This window comes from Paenibacillus intestini (assembly GCF_030803945.1).
Classification (GTDB): Bacteria; Bacillota; Bacilli; order Paenibacillales; family Paenibacillaceae; genus Paenibacillus; species Paenibacillus polysaccharolyticus.
On record NZ_JAURUN010000007.1, the window covers coordinates 223,307 to 240,007 of the forward strand.

At 46.6% G+C, this 16,701-nt stretch carries 14 protein-coding genes; 10 read left to right on the forward strand and 4 right to left on the reverse strand.

Annotation, left to right across the window (positions count from 1 at the left end):
• Nucleotides 1-123: 123 nt before the first annotated feature.
• A complete protein-coding gene (locus J2T16_RS19260) occupies nucleotides 124-1,647 on the forward strand; it encodes an HD-GYP domain-containing protein (RefSeq protein WP_336121252.1) in 1,524 nt (507 codons plus the stop codon).
• Here the strand turns inward: J2T16_RS19260 and J2T16_RS19265 are convergent.
• Nucleotides 1,640-2,293 carry a phosphatase PAP2 family protein gene (locus J2T16_RS19265; protein WP_154891378.1) on the reverse strand — a complete coding sequence of 218 codons (654 nt, stop codon included), beginning with the start codon at nucleotides 2,291-2,293 and terminating at the stop codon, nucleotides 1,640-1,642. The genes J2T16_RS19260 and J2T16_RS19265 overlap by 8 nt on opposite strands.
• A gap of 237 nt (nucleotides 2,294-2,530) precedes the next feature.
• Between J2T16_RS19265 and J2T16_RS19270 the strand changes: the two genes are divergently transcribed.
• The 4 genes from J2T16_RS19270 to J2T16_RS19285 all read left to right on the forward strand — a co-directional run bounded on the left by J2T16_RS19270 (nucleotide 2,531) and on the right by J2T16_RS19285 (nucleotide 6,572).
• Nucleotides 2,531-3,940, forward strand: coding sequence for a sensor histidine kinase (locus tag J2T16_RS19270; protein ID WP_154960489.1), 1,410 nt, complete (start codon nucleotides 2,531-2,533; stop codon nucleotides 3,938-3,940).
• Between the two features lie 106 nt (nucleotides 3,941-4,046).
• A complete protein-coding gene (locus tag J2T16_RS19275; protein ID WP_186809807.1) occupies nucleotides 4,047-5,309 on the forward strand; it encodes an MFS transporter in 1,263 nt (420 codons plus the stop codon).
• Nucleotides 5,310-5,385: 76 nt separating this feature from the next.
• The gene (locus J2T16_RS19280) at nucleotides 5,386-6,066 is read left to right on the forward strand and encodes an oxidoreductase (protein WP_308722969.1); all 681 of its coding nucleotides are present in this window, start codon (nucleotides 5,386-5,388) and stop codon (nucleotides 6,064-6,066) included.
• A gap of 131 nt (nucleotides 6,067-6,197) precedes the next feature.
• The gene (locus J2T16_RS19285; protein WP_090918620.1) at nucleotides 6,198-6,572 is read left to right on the forward strand and encodes a RidA family protein; all 375 of its coding nucleotides are present in this window, start codon (nucleotides 6,198-6,200) and stop codon (nucleotides 6,570-6,572) included.
• Nucleotides 6,573-6,935: 363 nt separating this feature from the next.
• Here J2T16_RS19285 and J2T16_RS19290 read toward each other — a convergent pair whose 3' ends face one another.
• The gene (locus tag J2T16_RS19290; protein ID WP_499019056.1) at nucleotides 6,936-7,694 is read right to left on the reverse strand and encodes a TspO-related membrane protein; all 759 of its coding nucleotides are present in this window, start codon (nucleotides 7,692-7,694) and stop codon (nucleotides 6,936-6,938) included.
• Between the two features lie 229 nt (nucleotides 7,695-7,923).
• Here J2T16_RS19290 and J2T16_RS19295 point away from each other — a divergent pair, with 229 nt between their 5' ends.
• The gene (locus J2T16_RS19295; RefSeq protein WP_499019057.1) at nucleotides 7,924-8,889 is read left to right on the forward strand and encodes an arsenic resistance protein; all 966 of its coding nucleotides are present in this window, start codon (nucleotides 7,924-7,926) and stop codon (nucleotides 8,887-8,889) included.
• A gap of 367 nt (nucleotides 8,890-9,256) precedes the next feature.
• Here the strand turns inward: J2T16_RS19295 and J2T16_RS19300 are convergent, their stop codons facing one another.
• A complete protein-coding gene (locus J2T16_RS19300) occupies nucleotides 9,257-10,882 on the reverse strand; it encodes a response regulator transcription factor (protein ID WP_336121250.1) in 1,626 nt (541 codons plus the stop codon).
• A gap of 5 nt (nucleotides 10,883-10,887) precedes the next feature.
• Complete coding sequence (locus J2T16_RS19305) at nucleotides 10,888-12,726, reverse strand: cache domain-containing sensor histidine kinase (RefSeq protein WP_336121249.1); 1,839 nt, start codon at nucleotides 12,724-12,726, stop codon at nucleotides 10,888-10,890.
• 143 nt (nucleotides 12,727-12,869) lie between these two features.
• On the opposite strand from J2T16_RS19305, the gene J2T16_RS19310 reads away from it, so the two are divergent.
• From J2T16_RS19310 to J2T16_RS19325, 4 genes are all read left to right on the forward strand, one after another.
• Complete coding sequence (locus J2T16_RS19310) at nucleotides 12,870-13,751, forward strand: carbohydrate ABC transporter permease (protein WP_090918610.1); 882 nt, start codon at nucleotides 12,870-12,872, stop codon at nucleotides 13,749-13,751.
• The gene (locus J2T16_RS19315; RefSeq protein WP_339835094.1) at nucleotides 13,751-14,587 is read left to right on the forward strand and encodes a carbohydrate ABC transporter permease; all 837 of its coding nucleotides are present in this window, start codon (nucleotides 13,751-13,753) and stop codon (nucleotides 14,585-14,587) included. Before J2T16_RS19310 ends, J2T16_RS19315 begins: the two co-directional genes overlap by 1 nt.
• Nucleotides 14,588-14,677: 90 nt before the next feature.
• Nucleotides 14,678-14,842, forward strand: coding sequence for a hypothetical protein (locus J2T16_RS19320; protein ID WP_499019060.1), 165 nt, complete (start codon nucleotides 14,678-14,680; stop codon nucleotides 14,840-14,842).
• Nucleotides 14,843-15,128: 286 nt separating this feature from the next.
• The gene (locus J2T16_RS19325; protein ID WP_499019061.1) at nucleotides 15,129-16,430 is read left to right on the forward strand and encodes an ABC transporter substrate-binding protein; all 1,302 of its coding nucleotides are present in this window, start codon (nucleotides 15,129-15,131) and stop codon (nucleotides 16,428-16,430) included.
• Nucleotides 16,431-16,701: the final 271 nt, after the last annotated feature.

Here is a 16,701-nt window from a genome sequence, read left to right on the forward strand (position 1 = left end):
TTTTCGCAGGATTTTATTAATTTTTTTAGTGGGAATAACCGATAAATATATAGGAGAAAACATCCTTATTCTCCCTTTTTTATCAGGGCGGAACGGGTTAGACATAGAGAGCGAGGGATTGGATTGGAAGTATATCGTGCATTTATCTTCCGTCTGCTACGCAATTATCTAATTGGTTCATTATCAGCCGTATTTGTTGTGGGTTCCGTGGTGATGATTTCAACCTTACAGGTACCCAATATCCAATATGTTCGATTGATTTTCATTGTACTCATATCGATTCTGTTTATGCTGGTTGCGGAGTTGATTACATTGTGGGCTCAATTGGGTCCAATAAGGCAATTTTTCGCTGCCGAGCATCATGAAATGGCTGAACTAAATCGGATGTATGAACGAATTCACCGCTTTCCGGGCCAGACCATATATCGCATTATTGGACCACATATGCTAGGTTTCTCTCTGCCTGCGGCTGGACTTACGCTATGGATGATCTCCACAGGCTGGCTAGAAATCCCCTATGGATATGTCGTTGTTGCGGCTATGTGTGCATTCCTGATTGCAATTATGCATGCCCTGATTGAATATTACCTTACGGTGAGGGCGGTGAGGCCGCTACTACTCGAAGTTCGCCGTAGAGGCAAGATGCTGTATAGGATGGAACCTTCGCTTGGCGGACGCATCCTGATCTCAATACAGCGGAAGTTTCAGACGAGCACTGCACTTATCGGTTTATTTCCGTTATGTTTATTTTTTCTGGCTACTTATATTCGGCTCCAGTACATAGACCCGGTGTTTGCAAAAGAATACACGTTATGGGGTGTACTCATCGTCATCTTGGGTGCAGGATTCTCCATGGTAGGCAGTTGGTTGTTAATTCGGGATGTCCGTGATCCGGTGTCTGAGTTGACACAAGAGATGAACCGGATTCAGGACGGTGAGTTCGGCAGAAGAACGCCGGATCTGTATTCGGATGAATTTTCGCAATTGATCTCGGGATTCAATATGATGATTAGTCGGCTAGAGATGAGACAGGAGCGCAATCGGCAACTGCTGCAAAGTTACTTCTCCCTGCTTGCGGCCGCACTGGATGCCCGTGATAAATATACGGCGGGACATTCGATGCGTGTGGCGGAATATTCCATTCTGATCGGCAGGCTTAGCGGCATGAATGACGAACAGGCCGACTTGTTGTACAAATCAGCTTTGCTCCATGATATCGGAAAAATCGGTATACCTGACGAGGTATTACTCAAAGATGGCAAGCTAAGTGATGAGGAATTTGCAATCATCCGTACGCATCCCGTGTTAGGAGAGAGTATTTTGCTTCAGATTGAACCTGTGGATGCCATGGCTGACTTTCTACCGGGCGTGCGATCCCATCATGAGAGGTATGATGGCAAAGGTTATCCGGATGGCGTGGCAGGCGAAGAGATCCCGCTGTTCGGGCGTATTATTGCGGTAGCGGATGCCTTTGATGCCATGACGTCAGACAGACCTTACCGGAATGGAATGAGCGATGAGAAAGCGCTTATGATTCTTGAAGAAGGAAAGGGGACCCAGTGGGACCCCTATTATGCAGGTTTGTTTATTGACGAGTGGAGAAGACAGAAGCAACTGGACAAGAAGCCTGAAGAGGGGGTTAGTTGATCCCCTCAGTCCATTTGGAGGCTTTTCTGCGACGTCGATAAAGCGCTAATCCAGTAATGATCGTGAAGATACATTCACCGAGAATAACTGCACTCAGTGCGTCGTAAATGACATGTTGCTTGATGAGCAGTGTAGAGATGATAATCAGGGATGCACCGGCAACTACCGCCACCTTGACGGATTTACGGATGGTTGAAACCGATAGAACGGCACGCATCACCAGATAAGAGTGCAGCGCGTGAATACTGGGAAAACAGTTATATGGACGATCCTGGCTGTAGAGCCATCCGATGACGACTGTACCCAAGCCAGAGCCAGTTAATTCCGGCCGTGGAACCATGGTTTGGAAGTTGAAGTAGATCAGGTAACAGATCCAGACACAGATGTTCATGGATAACAAGACCCGATAATACATAAGCCGATCCTTGGCACACAGGTAGGCCAGCACGCCGAATACAAACGGGTACCATCCCAGATAGGGAATCGACATCGCGGGTATAAAAGGAAGCATCTGGTCAATTGGAGAATTTAGGATAACATATCCACGACCCGGATTGTTCAGAATATCATAGAAAAGTCCCATGACAGCCAGGGATAACATCAGACTAAGCGACAGCCAGTAGGATTTGTCTTTTAACAATTGCACAGCTGTAGATCTCCTTTCATCATGCTTCAAGCAAACATGATCATAGCGGTAAATGAAAAAAATAAAACAACAATATATTTTACTATGTCTTGTACACAAATTGAATCCTCATTTTGTGTATTTTTTTGTTTCTTTTTGATGAGGTTTCCATGCCGAGGTGGGCCTAGCGTGATATGATGTAAAAATACGAACGAAATAAGCACTTGGGTTATAACGTCGAACAACAGGAGTGAATGCATGCAATTTTCGAAAATGTTCGTACTCAATATGGGGATGCTTATTACGATTGCTTATCTTGCAAGTGTTTTCTATAAATATATCGTAATACGTGCCTCTTCCCAGGTAAAACAGATCTGTTCCGTGCTAGTGCTGATTTTTGCTGGCTGGATCAGTACCGTGTTTGGATTTCAGCTGAATGATGAAGTCGTTTTTGATCTTCGTTATGTACCTCTAATTGTTGCTGTTCTGTCATACAGACAACCGTATAGTGTCATGATTATAGGTGTGGGGATTGGACTATCGAGGCTAACCTTTGGTATTTCCGATGCGACCGTAGCCGCGGTAATTAACATGTCTCTTCTGGGATTGCTCTGTGCGGGACTCAATATATGGATGCGACGCAGTAGCTACAGACTTATTGTCAAAGGAATCATCGTTACACTGATCGTGAACGTTGTCAACAGTGTGAATATCGCCTTCGTGGGTGTCATTCCTACAGCCTATTTCTTCTCACACATTATGCCTTATACGCTTCCTACCGGAATTGCTCTTAGTCTTATATTTGCATTTATCTTACGTGATTTTCAGAATGAACAAAATCGGATTCTCTTGATCCAGAGTACGAATCGCCTCTTATCTGTGCAGAAGGAAGAGTTACAAAAAGCACAGATTGTTCTGGAGGAACGAGCCAAACAGCTGACAATTGCTTCACAGTACAAGTCGGAGTTTCTGGCGAATATGTCTCATGAGTTGCGTACACCGCTCAACAGCGTGATTAACTTCGCCCAGATGATTGGTGAGAATGCCGATACCATGGATCAGGATGAGATTGTGCGTTTTGCAGGCATGATTGATCAATCCGGACAAGAACTTCTCAGGCTAATCAACGACATTCTCGATTTGTCCAAAGTTGAAGCTGGACGGCTGGATATTGTATTGGAGGACATCAGTCTGAGTCAGTTGATCGAAGATGCCATGAATCATTTTGGGCTCGTTGCTGACAAAAAAGGAATTGAGCTGGTGCTTGAGAAGCAAAAGGGACTGCCAGATACACTTTGGTCTGATCCGCAGCGCGTGCAGCAGATTTTGCGGAATTTAATGTCCAATGCCATCAAGTTTACTCCGAAGGGGAAGGTCACTCTGACCGTGAGTACCCAACAGACTAAACAGGCGGATATGGTAAGTCAATGGCTCGTTTTTTCGGTTCAGGATACCGGGATCGGCATTCCGAAGGACAAGCATCATTCTATATTTGAAGCATTTCAGCAGGCAGATGGTTCGATTAGCCGTAAATTTGGGGGTACCGGACTTGGCCTCTCGATCAGCAGGGATCTGGCAAGATTACTGGGTGGATCAATTGAACTTGAAAGTGCTGAGCACAAGGGGAGTATCTTTCGTCTGCGGCTTCCACTCACCGTGAAAAAATGAGTTGACAACCTCTGTGCCGTGAGTAGAATTTGGGGTGACAACTAGCATCGGCCGGCAAAGCTTTACCCGGTCTAAGGAGTGTATCCCCATACAGAAGATGGTCAAGATGAACCCCTCTTCGTTAGGCAAGCCACGGCGCAAGGGTTCGACACAACGCACGAATTTATCAATTGCAACATGGGAGGGCGTACCGGCAATTATTTTGCAAACGTTGCTGGGTGGTCCATTTCTAACCGGGTTTTTGCTGTATCTTGGGGCCGGGTCGAGGCATATCGGCTTTGTGCTCGCGATTACCACGTTTGTAAACATCGCGCAGATCGGCGCAGCATACTGGATGCAACGTATTCGGAGCCGTAAGCGCGCGCTTTTGCTGTTCGTCGGAGGGCACCGTATTTTGTGGAGTGCAACGGGATTAATTCCGTTCATCTTCCCTAAGGAATGGTGGGTCAGTGTTTTTATTGGCCTATACACGGTTGCATTCATATGTAATACCATCGGCGGTATGATCTGGACATCCCTGATTGGGGATATCGTACCTGCCAAGGTAAGAGGACGTTATTTCGGGATACGAAATACGATTCTGAATGCACTTGGAAGCGTTTGTTTATTTGGTGGCGGGATTTTGCTGGATCGTTATCCGGGAGAGACCGGTTTTCTGATTTTGTTTATTCCTGTATGGATCTGTGCTATCGCCAATACGGTCATTTATTTCTTTTATCCGGATCTGCCCTTTGAACGGTCGACCGAAAAGTCGTTCTCACGGATGTTTATCAAACCGTTTCAGGATCGGGTTTTTCTGAAGGCGACTATTTTTCTGGCGGCATGGCTATTGATCCAGACATTAATTGTGCCTCTCTATTCTTACGTTATGCTCGATCTGCTGAAAGTCAGCTATCAGATGGTCTCACTGATCACGGTCGTGCAAACACTGGTAATGATGGGAGGATTCTATATTTGGGGCAACCTGAATGCCAGATACAGCAACAAAACGCTGTTATTCTGGACGTTACCCGTCATCGCCTTGTCCTGCCTGTCGTGGGGGTTGATGTCCTTTACTCCGGTACTGGTTGCGTTGTTCCTGTCCCACATTTTTCTTGGGATTGGTGTTGGCGGTTTCAACCAGCTCGCGTTTAATTTTACGATTGGCGACACACCGAAAAGTGAAAGACCGATGTTTATAGCCGTTTATTCAGCTTTGACTGGCGTAACATCGTTTATTGGCCCGCTGATTGGAGGCTGGCTGTACGAGAAGATGGAGACTCTCTCGGAAGCGATGGTCTGGATATCCACTTACGGATTCCAAGTGACGGTTGGTGCAGTGATGTTGCTGCTTACGTTTACTTTGGGACGTCGGGTTCTTTTAAAATAACAACAAAAAAAGCTGATTACGATGTTCTTTGATATAATACTCAGCTATATATGAATAGATTGGGGTGGTTGGAGAGATGCATCATCCTGAACGCAAAGCGATGGTGATCGGGGCTACTGGACTGGTGGGTGGGCTTTTGGTTCACAATCTGCTCGGGCACCCCGCATACAGCGAGGTTCGCATTCTGGTCAGACGCAGACTTGATCTGGAACATCCCTCACTGAAGCAATACGTTGTAGACTGGGAACAGCTTGAGGGTCAAGGGCATTTGTTTGAAGGAATCGATGACCTGTACTGCTGTCTGGGTACGACGATCAAGAAAGCAGGCAGTCAGGAGAACTTCCGTGAAGTGGATTATCACTATCCGGTTCGCGCAGCGACGCTGGCAAAGCAGCATGGTGTGGAGCAGATGCTAGTGATTTCCTCGATGGGAGCGAATGCGGATTCGCGTGTGTTTTATAGTCGAACCAAGGGTGAGATGGAGGATGCACTTTCGAGTATCGGGTTCCGTGCCTTACACATTTTTCGTCCATCTCTTATTCTGGGGGATCGAGGCGAGAAACGTCCGGGTGAACAGTTCGCTGCACATGTGATGACTTTTCTGGATCGCTGGATGAAAGGCCGTTTAGACAAATATCGGGCCATTCAAGCGTCAACGATTGCTCAAGCGATGAGAAATGTCGCAATGGTGCAGACGAAGGGCAATCATGTTTATCCCAATGAAGTGATTCATGCGCTTGGGGTACAGGACGCTTAAGACTTGCAAGGGCGCAGGGAGACAAACGTTTCTTGTCAGAACAGGTGCATGGTATAATAGGTTTTAAAAATAAAAGCACGCCTTGTCTCCATGTCGTGGCGGGGTAGCGAACACAAAGGAGTACCTGTCGAATGAAAAAAGCAATCTCGACCGAACAGGCGCCAGGCGCCATTGGTCCATACAGTCAGGCCGTAGATGCTGGTGATTTCATCTATACGTCTGGTCAGCTTGGCCTTAATCCGCAAACCGGTGAATTTGGTGCGGATGTACAGGAACAGACTCGTCTGTCTCTCAGTAATGTTAAAGCAATTCTCGAAGCAGCAGGCACAAGCATGGATAAAGTGGTGAAAACAACTGTATTCCTGAAAGATATGAATGACTTCGTTCCTGTCAACGAAGTATATAGCAGCTTCTTTACGCAGCCTTATCCTGCACGCAGTGCTGTGGAAGTTGCGCGTTTGCCGAAGGATGCACTGGTTGAGATTGAAGTGATCGCGCTGAAATAGGATCATATTTCAGCCTTGCCACAGGATGAGCGATCGAATCCTGTAGCACCTACAATTACAGCAAAAAGCCGATTTAGGGTCGTTTGACCTGAAAATCGGCTTTTTGTTTACGGTTTATTTTATAATATATCAGTTTAACGATTCATTTACACGATAACGGAGAGGACAGAAAAAACCTGGAAAAGCGAAGCTAAAAGCTTTCTGAAAGAAAGCTACATCGGAAGCATAGGCTTCGCCTTTATCACCGGATTTTCCCTTTTAAAAAGGGAATCAAAAAAATCTGGGGATAACAGCGATTGGAAGGTTATTCTGTCATCGAAGTGGGTGTGTAAAGTCTTTAGTTCAACTGATAGAAAAGGGTACTCAATCACGGTCTTGATTGCGCGCAAGGAACAGCCACACGGCGTAGATCGCCAGAACGATGGCAATGATAATCCCCGTATAGTAGACAGAGATGACATCCTTTTGTTTGAGAGCGATAGCAATGTATGCCCAAGTGAATACGAGTGGGTACACACTGTCACGGTACCGGAAGCTGACAAGCACGGCCAGAACCATACCAACGATCAGCATAATGATCGTCCATGCCGTTTCACTGATGCCGAATCCATCCCATCCGATTTTGTACAAATAAACGGCTGTGTTAACGATGGTTGCTACGCTAACCCATCCGAGATAGATGCTGAATGGCAGTTTGACTAGCCAGATTTCAGCCGTGGTTGGCATAGTGATCGCACGTGTTTTGACGTACAGCATAATCAGAGTAAGCAACAACAATACGATGATCAGTAGCGCGAGTCCAGTCTTGAGATTTTGAAAGGCGAAAATCCAGGCGACATTAAAGGCGCAGCTGGCGAGAAACCAGTATCCGAGGCGGGTAATCGAATTATTTTTCCAGGAGGCAGGGGTGAACTGATAGATGATAAAACCTGCGAGAAGCAGGTAGATCAGCCCCCATATTGCAAAGGCATAACCCGAAGGTGTCAGCAGTACAGGGTACATATCCGAAACTTCCTTGTTGGTTTTGCCGCCAATGGGCAGGGCATTGGAGAGATAATTTACAATAATCACAGCAATAAAACCGAGGGCGTTTAACCACTTATACGGATTGTTACGGGACATGACGTTTCCTCCTTGGTTTAACAAATGTAATGAACCGTGGGTCAGTCTACAATAAATATACCCACTAAAGACGTGTTTTAATAATCTGTTTTCAAAATTTGAGAACGCTCACCTTCCGGAGACCTCGCATGGTCTAGCTTATTGGAACGGAGTGTACTCTGTCCCAATGTACGCAACTTCAGGCGTGAATATGCTCATAGGAGTGTTTTCATACAATAGGGGGAGAGAGATGATAACAAGAGAAACAATGGAGAGACAACAGACCTGGTTCTATGTGATGGCTCTATTTGCAGGTGCATGGATCGGGCTAGCCGCTCCGGCTTGGGGCAATGCACTGCACTATGCGGTATCACCCGTTCTTGCCGTACTTCTCTATAGCATGTTCGTGCAGATTCCGTTTACAGAGCTTCGGGCATCCTGGTCCAATCTGCATTTTATGGCTGCGCAGCTCATCGCGAATTTTATCGCTGTTCCAATTGTGGTCTGGCTGCTTACGCTTGTTTTTCCGCAATCGCCTGATGTGTTGATAGGAGTCTATCTAGTTTTGTTAACTCCTTGTATTGATTACGTCATTGTGTTTACACAGCTCGGGAAGGGGAACGAGAAGCTGATGCTGGCAGCAACTCCGCTGCTGTTTGTAGTTCAAATGATTTTGCTTCCGGGGTATCTCTGGTTATTCATGGGCACTGATGCAGCCACAATAATGAAGGCAGAGCCGTTTGTAGAGGCTTTTTTGCTGCTGATTGTTGTTCCGCTATTGCTCGCAGTGATGACACAAGTATTGTGTAAAAAAGATGTAGGTGCGCAGCGGTTGCTTCATGCGACGGCATGGCTCCCGGTTCCGATGATGGCACTCGCCCTGCTCGTTGTGGTAGCTTCCCAGATTGGCAAGGTCTACAATGATCTGAACAGTATTGTGAATGTCATTCCGATCTATGCTGCATTCCTCATCATTATGCCCTTCATATCCAGGTTTATTGCAAAGCTTTTCCGACTCGATACAGGTGCTGGTCGGGCGCTGATTTTTAGTGCGGCAACCCGTAATTCACTGGTTGTTCTACCTTTGGCATTATCCCTCTCGCCAGAGTGGGCAACCATTGCTGCGGCAGTTATCGTCACACAGACGATAGTGGAGCTTGCAGGAGAGTTGATTTATATCCGGCTTGTGCCTGGTGTGATCCTGAAAGATCGGTAACCATCGCTCCCGTCCAATATGGATTGATATGATACAATACTTTTAAGGGCACCATATTTGGTAAATAAAAGGAGGGATAATCGTCAATACGTATTGGAAAGTGTTGTTCTATCTGGATATTGCCATATTGCTGTTCAGTGTAATCTATTTCCCCATCATGGCTCAGAAAACAGGGGATAACCTCCCTTATGTGTTTATGACCGTTTTTGTAATAGGAGCAGTCTTTCGAATGATATATTACTTTAGAAAAAAGAGAGCGAGTAAGCCATCCTGACTAAACTTGCATTGATGTATAGTAAGGCATAAAGAGGACTTCCGACAGATCATGTCGAGAAGTCCTCTTTTTTAATCGAAACAGGGATGTTAACTACCCGGTTCCTGATATGGTTTTGCGATATTCTGCGGGGGTGATGCCCTCTATTTTTTTAAACACCTTGCTGAAATATTTTTCATCCTGAAAACCGACCATTTCCGAGACTTTGGCAACTCGCAGAGAAGGGTTTTGTAGCAGGAGCTTAGCATTGTTAATCCGCAGCTTGCCGAGATATTCTGACCAGTTCAACCCGAACTGCTGTTTGAATTTCCGAGAAATGTACTCCCTACTCAGATAAAAGCGTGCGGCAATCTGTTGCAATGACAAGTCCTCCTGATAATGAGCTTCCATGTAGCGAGCGATTTCGCGCATCGGATCAGGATCGGCGTGACGCTGAGCTGTGAGTGCTTTTCCGGCGGCAAGCAATCGTTGCTCTAACAGAGAGCGAAGAAGCGGGAACGAAAGCAAGCCTTCAGCGTCGAAAGGCAATTCGGCAAAAGGAGGAAACTGATCCTCGGCACTTTCTTCCTCGGGGGAGAGCTGGCCAGCGGCATCATCTAGCCAACGGCTGAGCATCCATTCCAGCTCTTGCATCCATTGTTGCAGTTGCTCTGCACTGATCACCTCCAGCTTGGTAAACGGCTCAAGCCACGCTGTGACGGTATCGGTTACACTGGTAGCATGACAGCTCAAGGCAGCTATACGCATAGGCTCTTCAAAAACAGTCAAACGTTGACCCTTATTCCTGCTCGAAGATTCAAGGGTAGAGTGAATACGCCGCTGCGTAAGTATGGTGTTGCGTCGCCACAATTTAGAGCTGGCATCCAGATAGGCTCCGGAAATACCGGCAGGGTAGTTTTCACAAGTAGATATCCCAAAATGAAGCCTGCGCTGAATCGTCTGCTCCAATCCATCGTTAATGCTGTCCAGGATGCGTACCAGTGAGGACGGTTCCCCCCAATGCAACAGAACAATTTCATCCGGCTGGTTGAGCTGACGAAAGGTGACGCCTTCATCTGGTGTGCGCATCATCTCCGCGCAGATGTTAAGCACGGAGAACACGAGCAGATCTGGTTGACTGCGATATTTCGCTAAACAATCCGCATCCAGATGAGACAGACTGGTGACGGCTACACAGCACATCGGAATGAGGCGGGGGAGATTCAATTCTTCCTGTAATCGCTGAATATGTGCGGAAGTATTACCTCTGCCAATGGCCAGCTCGGTGAGCAGACGATCCTGATAATGCGGGCGCATACGATTCACCACGATGGATTGTTTGGTGGACTCTGTGCGTAAGGTATGCTCCTCTTCCCAAGATTTCACTGCCTTCATCAAGGAGGCATTCAGTTCGTCTGCTTCGACGGGTTTCAGTAAATAGTCCATGCCGCCATGCCTTATTGCATGTCTTACCAGTTCAAAATCGTCGTATCCGCTAATAACAATGACTTTACAATGTGGAGCATGTGCTGAGATCCATTCAAGCAATGCCATTCCATCCTTGCCGGGCATTCGCATATCGCTCAGTATGATCTCAGGTTGATGCGCTGTAATTGCCTCGATCGCTTCATTTCCGTCTGCTGCTTCGAGCAATACGTCAATCCCCAGGTCATCCCAATGACCAAGAAGCTGGATCGCATGGCGGACATGCTGTTCATCATCAACAAGCAGTGCTTTCATGTTGTTCACTCTCCCGCGTATAGTTTGACTTGAAGTTTTACACCGCCTGCTTCCAAATTATCAATTTCGATCCTGGCAGGCATGCCGGGATGAGCGTTAAGTGCAAGTCTGCGTACCACATTGCGAAGACCGATGGATTCGGACATGGCAGAATCCTGGGAGGACATTGAAGATTCTGTCTCTTGGGATTGTAGCCATTCGCGTATTTCAATCAGTTTATCCTCAGGAATAGCTGGACCGTTGTTGATCAATTCAATTACTATCCAGTGTTTGTCTACTTGGCGACTAGTGATGGAGATATATCCTTTTCCCGGCTGTACATCGGCTCCGTGTTTGAAATAGTTCTCAATCAATGGTTGCAATGTCATGCGAGGCATCTGAACAGATAATGTATCCTCTGCAAAATCCATGTGTACCTCCAGGCGTTCACCAAAACGTTCCTGCTGTAGCTCCAGATACAGCCGAGCATGCTCTGCTTCCTCGCGGAGGGTTACACAGGTCTGATCCCGCATGCTGTAGCGCAGCATTTTGGATAGGGAAGATAGTAAGGTATATGCTCGTTTTCCTTGCTGTTGTAACGCCAGAGTTCCAATGGATTGTAAAGTGTTATATAGAAAATGCGGGTTAATCTGTGCTTGCAATGCTTTGAGCTGATTCGTCTTGTTCGCAAGTTCAAGCTGGTACTCTCGCAAGATCAAATTATTCACAGTATCCATCATATCCCGAAAATGCCTCGCGAGTACCCCGAATTCGTCCCGGCTCGATAGACGGATATCCACATGCAGGCGTCCTGCCTGAATCTGATTCATGTATCGCATGAGCTGTTTGAGCGGACCTGTAATACGTATGGAAATGAATAAAGTTGCCACGATCACAAGGATCAACGCTGCAATAGCAATCATTGCATTGTTCCAGGTTAACGCTGTGGCTCTCGCATATAACGTTTCATTCGGAATTTGCTTCACTATGGTCCAGTCCGCGTAGTTGCTTCCAAGTTGCTGATATATATACATGGACTGATCTTGTTCAAAATGTCCAGCAGCATTCCTTGCCGAACCGGCGAGGTTTCGTCCATCTTCGAGCGTGCTTCCTGCCACTTGCTGCAAGTGATCAGCCTCATTGGTGGCTTGTACCTCGGTACGTCCTTGATAAACAATCCGGTTCTGCCCATCGACGACATAGATCTGCTCTTTAGCGGGATCATACAGTCTGCTACAGATCGCAACAATACTGTTCATGTTGAGGTCAATCGCTAGAACGCCCAGCCGCTCAGGGGATGGGATATCCCGAATGATCCGGTGCAAGGTAATCACGGTTCTTGGTGAATCGTCAGGAGAAGCTGCCTTGAAACCGTAGGTGTGACTCATATGTGCAGATTCTACCCAGATATCCGATCCTGCGTCCCCTGTTTTACCATGCAGTGAATCGGAATAGGCTTGCTTACGTTCCTCCCGCTTCGGGAAAGGGTTGGTAATTAAGGTGGATTGGTTGGATACAAAAGAATGCAGATAGAGCTGGAATACATCCGGTACAGCGGCTCTGATCGTTTGCAACGTTGTATACACCTCGGCAACAGCCCGATAATCCCCCGGCAATTTAGCCAAATTCCGCAGGAAAGTGGGATCATTGTATATGGCGAGCGATGCCCTTGCCACGTTATCGACGTAATTGTTGAGATTGGTTGAAGCCTGATAAATAAGACGTTTATTCTCTTCCAGTGCCTGTTCTCGCAAGGCTGTTTTGGTCTGAATAAAGGTCATGCTTATAGATGCCAACAGCGGAATCGTTGTTGCAATTAGCATAAAGGCAATGAGCTTGGTGCGGATACTGTAGTATTTGGACATCAGTACACCCCTTCTGGTGACTCGTCAAGAGAGGACAATATTTTACACCCAACTGTTCACGAGTGTCGGTGTTTCCCTTCACGATTTTGGAGTTTAATAGAAAAAGAGACCAATATCATCCATCTATAGAAGGGGAGAACGATATGAAGCATCGCAAATCTTCACAGCTGTTACAGCAGCTTGTGTTCGTGGGTCCCTCCGTTGTATTTTTTATTCTCATCATCGTGGTCCCTTTCCTGCTTGGCATGATGTATTCCTTTACGGATTGGAACGGAGTATCTGCCAGCATTAACTGGGTTGGGCTTGATAACTTCGTGCATATTTTTGCAAACGATCCCAAGTTCCAGAATGCATTCTGGTTCACAGTACGCTTCACCGTTGTAGGGGTGATCCTCACCAATGTCATCGGTTTTTTCTTGGCCTACTTCCTGACCAAACCGCTCAAGACGAGAAATATTCTGCGTACGATCTTTTTTATGCCTAACGTAATCGGTGGATTGTTACTCGGGTTTATCTGGCAATTCATATTTGTGAAAGGGTTTTCAGCAGTAGGCGACGTGACGGGTTGGTCCTTCTTTAACCTCCCATGGCTGGGAGATGAGCCGACGGCCTTCTGGGGAATTGTCATCGTGTTTGTATGGCAGACCGCCGGATATCTGATGGTCATCTATATCTCATCTTTAACGAATGTATCACCTGATCTGCTGGAAGCTGCCGAGATTGACGGAGCCAGCCGCGGACAAGTGCTACGGAGCATTATTTTACCACTCATTATGCCTGGTGTAACCATCTGTCTGTTTCTGGCGATCTCTTGGTCGTTCAAAATGTTCGATCTCAACTTGTCGCTCACCAAGGGTGGCCCGTTTGGTTCAACCGAATCGGTTGCACTCAATATTTACAATGAAGCCTTCGTGAACAACCGGTACGGAATTGGAACCGCCAAAGCATTTATATTCTTCGTGATCGTTGCCATCATCACCATGGTTCAGGTTCGTTTGACGAAGAGCAAGGAGGTTGAAGCCTGATGGAAACAACGAAAAATTATCGCTTCGGTACCGTAATTACCGAGATTGTTATGGTGTTGATCGGATTGTTGTTCCTGATTCCGTTTTACTTCCTGTTTGTGAATTCGGTTAAAACCTTTGGTGACCTGCTTACCAATTCGGCTGCCTGGCCGGAAGTGTTCCAGTGGGGCAACTACGCGAACGCTTGGGAGAAAATTAGCTTTCCATCGGCGCTCATGAACTCGCTGATTGTAACAATCGTCAGCAATCTGTTGCTCGTGCTGATCAGTTCCATGGCCGCGTACCGCATGGTTCGCAGCAATACACGGTTCAACCGGATATTATTCGGTCTGTTTATCGCCGCAATGGTGATTCCGTTCCAGTCTATCATGATCCCGTTGGTTACGGTAACCAGCAATTTGGGACTGATCGACAGCCTTGGCGGACTCATTATCTGTTATCTCGGGTTTGGAGCACCGATGTCCATCTTCCTGTTTCACGGATTCGTTAAATCGGTGCCACTTGAGATCGAAGAAGCGGCCCGTGTGGACGGCAGTTCGGCCTATGGGGTATTCTTCCGGATTGTTTTCCCGCTGATGAAACCGATGTATGTTACCGTCATTATTCTGAATACGCTCTGGATCTGGAATGACTACCTGTTGCCATCCTTGATCCTGCAAAGCTCCAATCTGCGGACCATTCCGATTGCAACCTTCGCGCTGTTTGGTCAATATACGAAGCAGTGGGATCTGGCTTTGCCTGCTCTGGTACTTGGGATCATGCCAATCATTATTTTCTTCCTGCTGATGCAGAGGTATATCATTCAGGGGATTACTGCCGGGTCCGTTAAGGGGTAGGTGTGCGGTAGGTCGCTCCGGGGAGAGTGCGGGGAAAGCCGCTCCGTCATCATGTGCGCTTTCGGTCGCTGTTGCTCCTCGGGGGCCTGAATGATTGAGGCAAGGAAGCCCCCGAGGTTCAAAGGCGAACGCTCCGCTCCTCCAGCGCATCATGATGCCTCCGCTCCTGCCTCGCACGGGGGTGAGCAAAAGGCCCATCTGCCTGCAAGAATGGGCAGATGGGCCAGAGCAGCAGAACATGAAAAGACAGAGTAAAGACGAGATTAAAACAAGGGAAACAAAGAATGAATCCTGTAAAAGGCCAAGCACAAGAAACTGGCCCTACCGATATCAAAGGCAAAGAGACAAGAGCTGGCTTGATCGTTAATCCGTGATCAACTACGCATACCCTATGTGGGAATTGCGTTAGTTCATCTATATAGTAAGCGAAAGAAGTAAAAGCGAAAACTGGGTCATTTTTAAACAAACGAAGTACAGAGTAAAAGGGTAAGCAAGAGATGCAGACGGTAAAAGTGAAACTACTTACAGGGAGAGTGTATCTATGAAAAGAATGACAAAGTTAACATTGCTGATGCTCATTGCTTTTTCAGTCATGCTGGCAGGTTGCGGAAACGGGGACAAAAGCGGTAGTCCCGTGAATACAGATGCTCAAACGGGTGGTGGTGACGCAGCGGGTGGCGCCAAAACGATTAAAATTTTCCAATACAAAGTTGAAATTGCCGAAGCGCTTAATCGTCTCAAAGCAGAGTATGAGTCTTCCCATCCAGGCGTGAAGCTGGACATTCAGACGGTCGGCGGTGGAAGTGACTACGGGGCTGCATTAAAAGCGAAGTTTGCCGCAGGTGAGCAACCGGACATTTTTAACGTCGGTGGATACCGTGAACTCGATACCTGGCTCGAATATCTCGAAGACCTATCTAGTGAACCTTGGGCTAAGGATGTACTGGAAGTGGCCAAAGAGCCGATGACTAAGGATGGCAAGCTTTATGGACAGCCACTCGCGCTGGAAGGGTACGGTTTTATCTATAACAAAGATCTGTTTGCCAAAGCAGGCATCACTGAAATCCCAACAACATTGGAACAACTGGATCAAGCAGCAAAGAAACTTCAGGACGCAGGCATTACACCGTTCTCGAACGGTTATCAGGAGTGGTGGGTGCTCGGGAATCATAACGTCAATGTAGCATTTGCGAATCAGGCCGATCCGGTAAAATTCATTCAAGGTCTGAATGAGGGTACGGAGAAAATCCCGGGTAACCCAGTCTTCGAGGAATGGATCAACCTGCTTGATCTGACGCTCAAATACAGCAACAAAAATCCGCTCACCACAGACTACAACACGCAGGTAACTCTTTTTGCTAGTGGCGAAGCGGCGATGATGCAACAAGGAAACTGGACACAAGTACAGATTGACGGCATCAATCCGGATCTGAATCTGGGTATTCTGCCTATGCCGATTACGAATGAACCGAATGATAGGCTGTTTGTAGGTGTGCCTAACTACTGGGTTGTGAATAAAAACTCTCAAGTGAAGGCGGAGGCAAAAGAATTTCTGGACTGGCTCGTTACCTCCGACATTGGTAAAAACTATTTAACTAAAGAATTCAAGTTCATTCCGGCCTTCAGTTCCATTCAGGCATCGGAGGAAGAGCTCGGGGACCTCGCAACAGATATCATGAAATATAGTCAGGAAAATAAAACATTAAGCTGGAACTTCAACCGTTTCCCTGAGGGTGTTCCACAAGAGTTCGGTAGCACTATCCAAGCATATGTTGCAGGTAAATCGGATAAAAAAGCATTGCTTGATGCATTGCAGCAGAACTGGGATAGTCTTAAAAAATAAATAAAGTATGTTTACTTGAAGTCAGTTGCGGCTTTTGCAACTGGCTTCTTTGCATTACCTATTATAGTACAGTATTCACCTTATAAATGTGGATAACTTTGCTCGTTTATAAATGTTAAAGTACAACTTTTACATCGGCTTAATACTAGATGTGGATATCCTGTGTGTATATGATCTAAATGTGGACAACTTTTCAGAAAATGATCTTCTGATCTACTTTTATAAACAGCCATGCTTGCTTTTGTTAAAATAGTACTATATAGTTCTAGTT

Bases quoted from the DNA above. Each gene is read 5' to 3' on its own strand.
- J2T16_RS19270 (WP_154960489.1), top strand. From the start codon at position 2,531: ATGCAATTTTCGAAAATGTTCGTACTCAATATGGGGATGCTTATTACG.
- J2T16_RS19275 (WP_186809807.1), top strand. From the start codon at position 4,047: ATGAACCCCTCTTCGTTAGGCAAGCCACGGCGCAAGGGTTCGACACAA.
- J2T16_RS19280 (WP_308722969.1), top strand. From the start codon at position 5,386: ATGCATCATCCTGAACGCAAAGCGATGGTGATCGGGGCTACTGGACTG.
- J2T16_RS19285 (WP_090918620.1), top strand. From the start codon at position 6,198: ATGAAAAAAGCAATCTCGACCGAACAGGCGCCAGGCGCCATTGGTCCA.
- J2T16_RS19290 (WP_499019056.1), bottom strand. From the start codon at position 7,694: ATGTCCCGTAACAATCCGTATAAGTGGTTAAACGCCCTCGGTTTTATT.
- J2T16_RS19295 (WP_499019057.1), top strand. From the start codon at position 7,924: ATGATAACAAGAGAAACAATGGAGAGACAACAGACCTGGTTCTATGTG.
- J2T16_RS19300 (WP_336121250.1), bottom strand. From the start codon at position 10,882: ATGAAAGCACTGCTTGTTGATGATGAACAGCATGTCCGCCATGCGATC.
- J2T16_RS19305 (WP_336121249.1), bottom strand. From the start codon at position 12,726: ATGTCCAAATACTACAGTATCCGCACCAAGCTCATTGCCTTTATGCTA.
- J2T16_RS19310 (WP_090918610.1), top strand. From the start codon at position 12,870: ATGAAGCATCGCAAATCTTCACAGCTGTTACAGCAGCTTGTGTTCGTG.
- J2T16_RS19315 (WP_339835094.1), top strand. From the start codon at position 13,751: ATGGAAACAACGAAAAATTATCGCTTCGGTACCGTAATTACCGAGATT.
- J2T16_RS19320 (WP_499019060.1), top strand. From the start codon at position 14,678: ATGATTGAGGCAAGGAAGCCCCCGAGGTTCAAAGGCGAACGCTCCGCT.
- J2T16_RS19325 (WP_499019061.1), top strand. From the start codon at position 15,129: ATGAAAAGAATGACAAAGTTAACATTGCTGATGCTCATTGCTTTTTCA.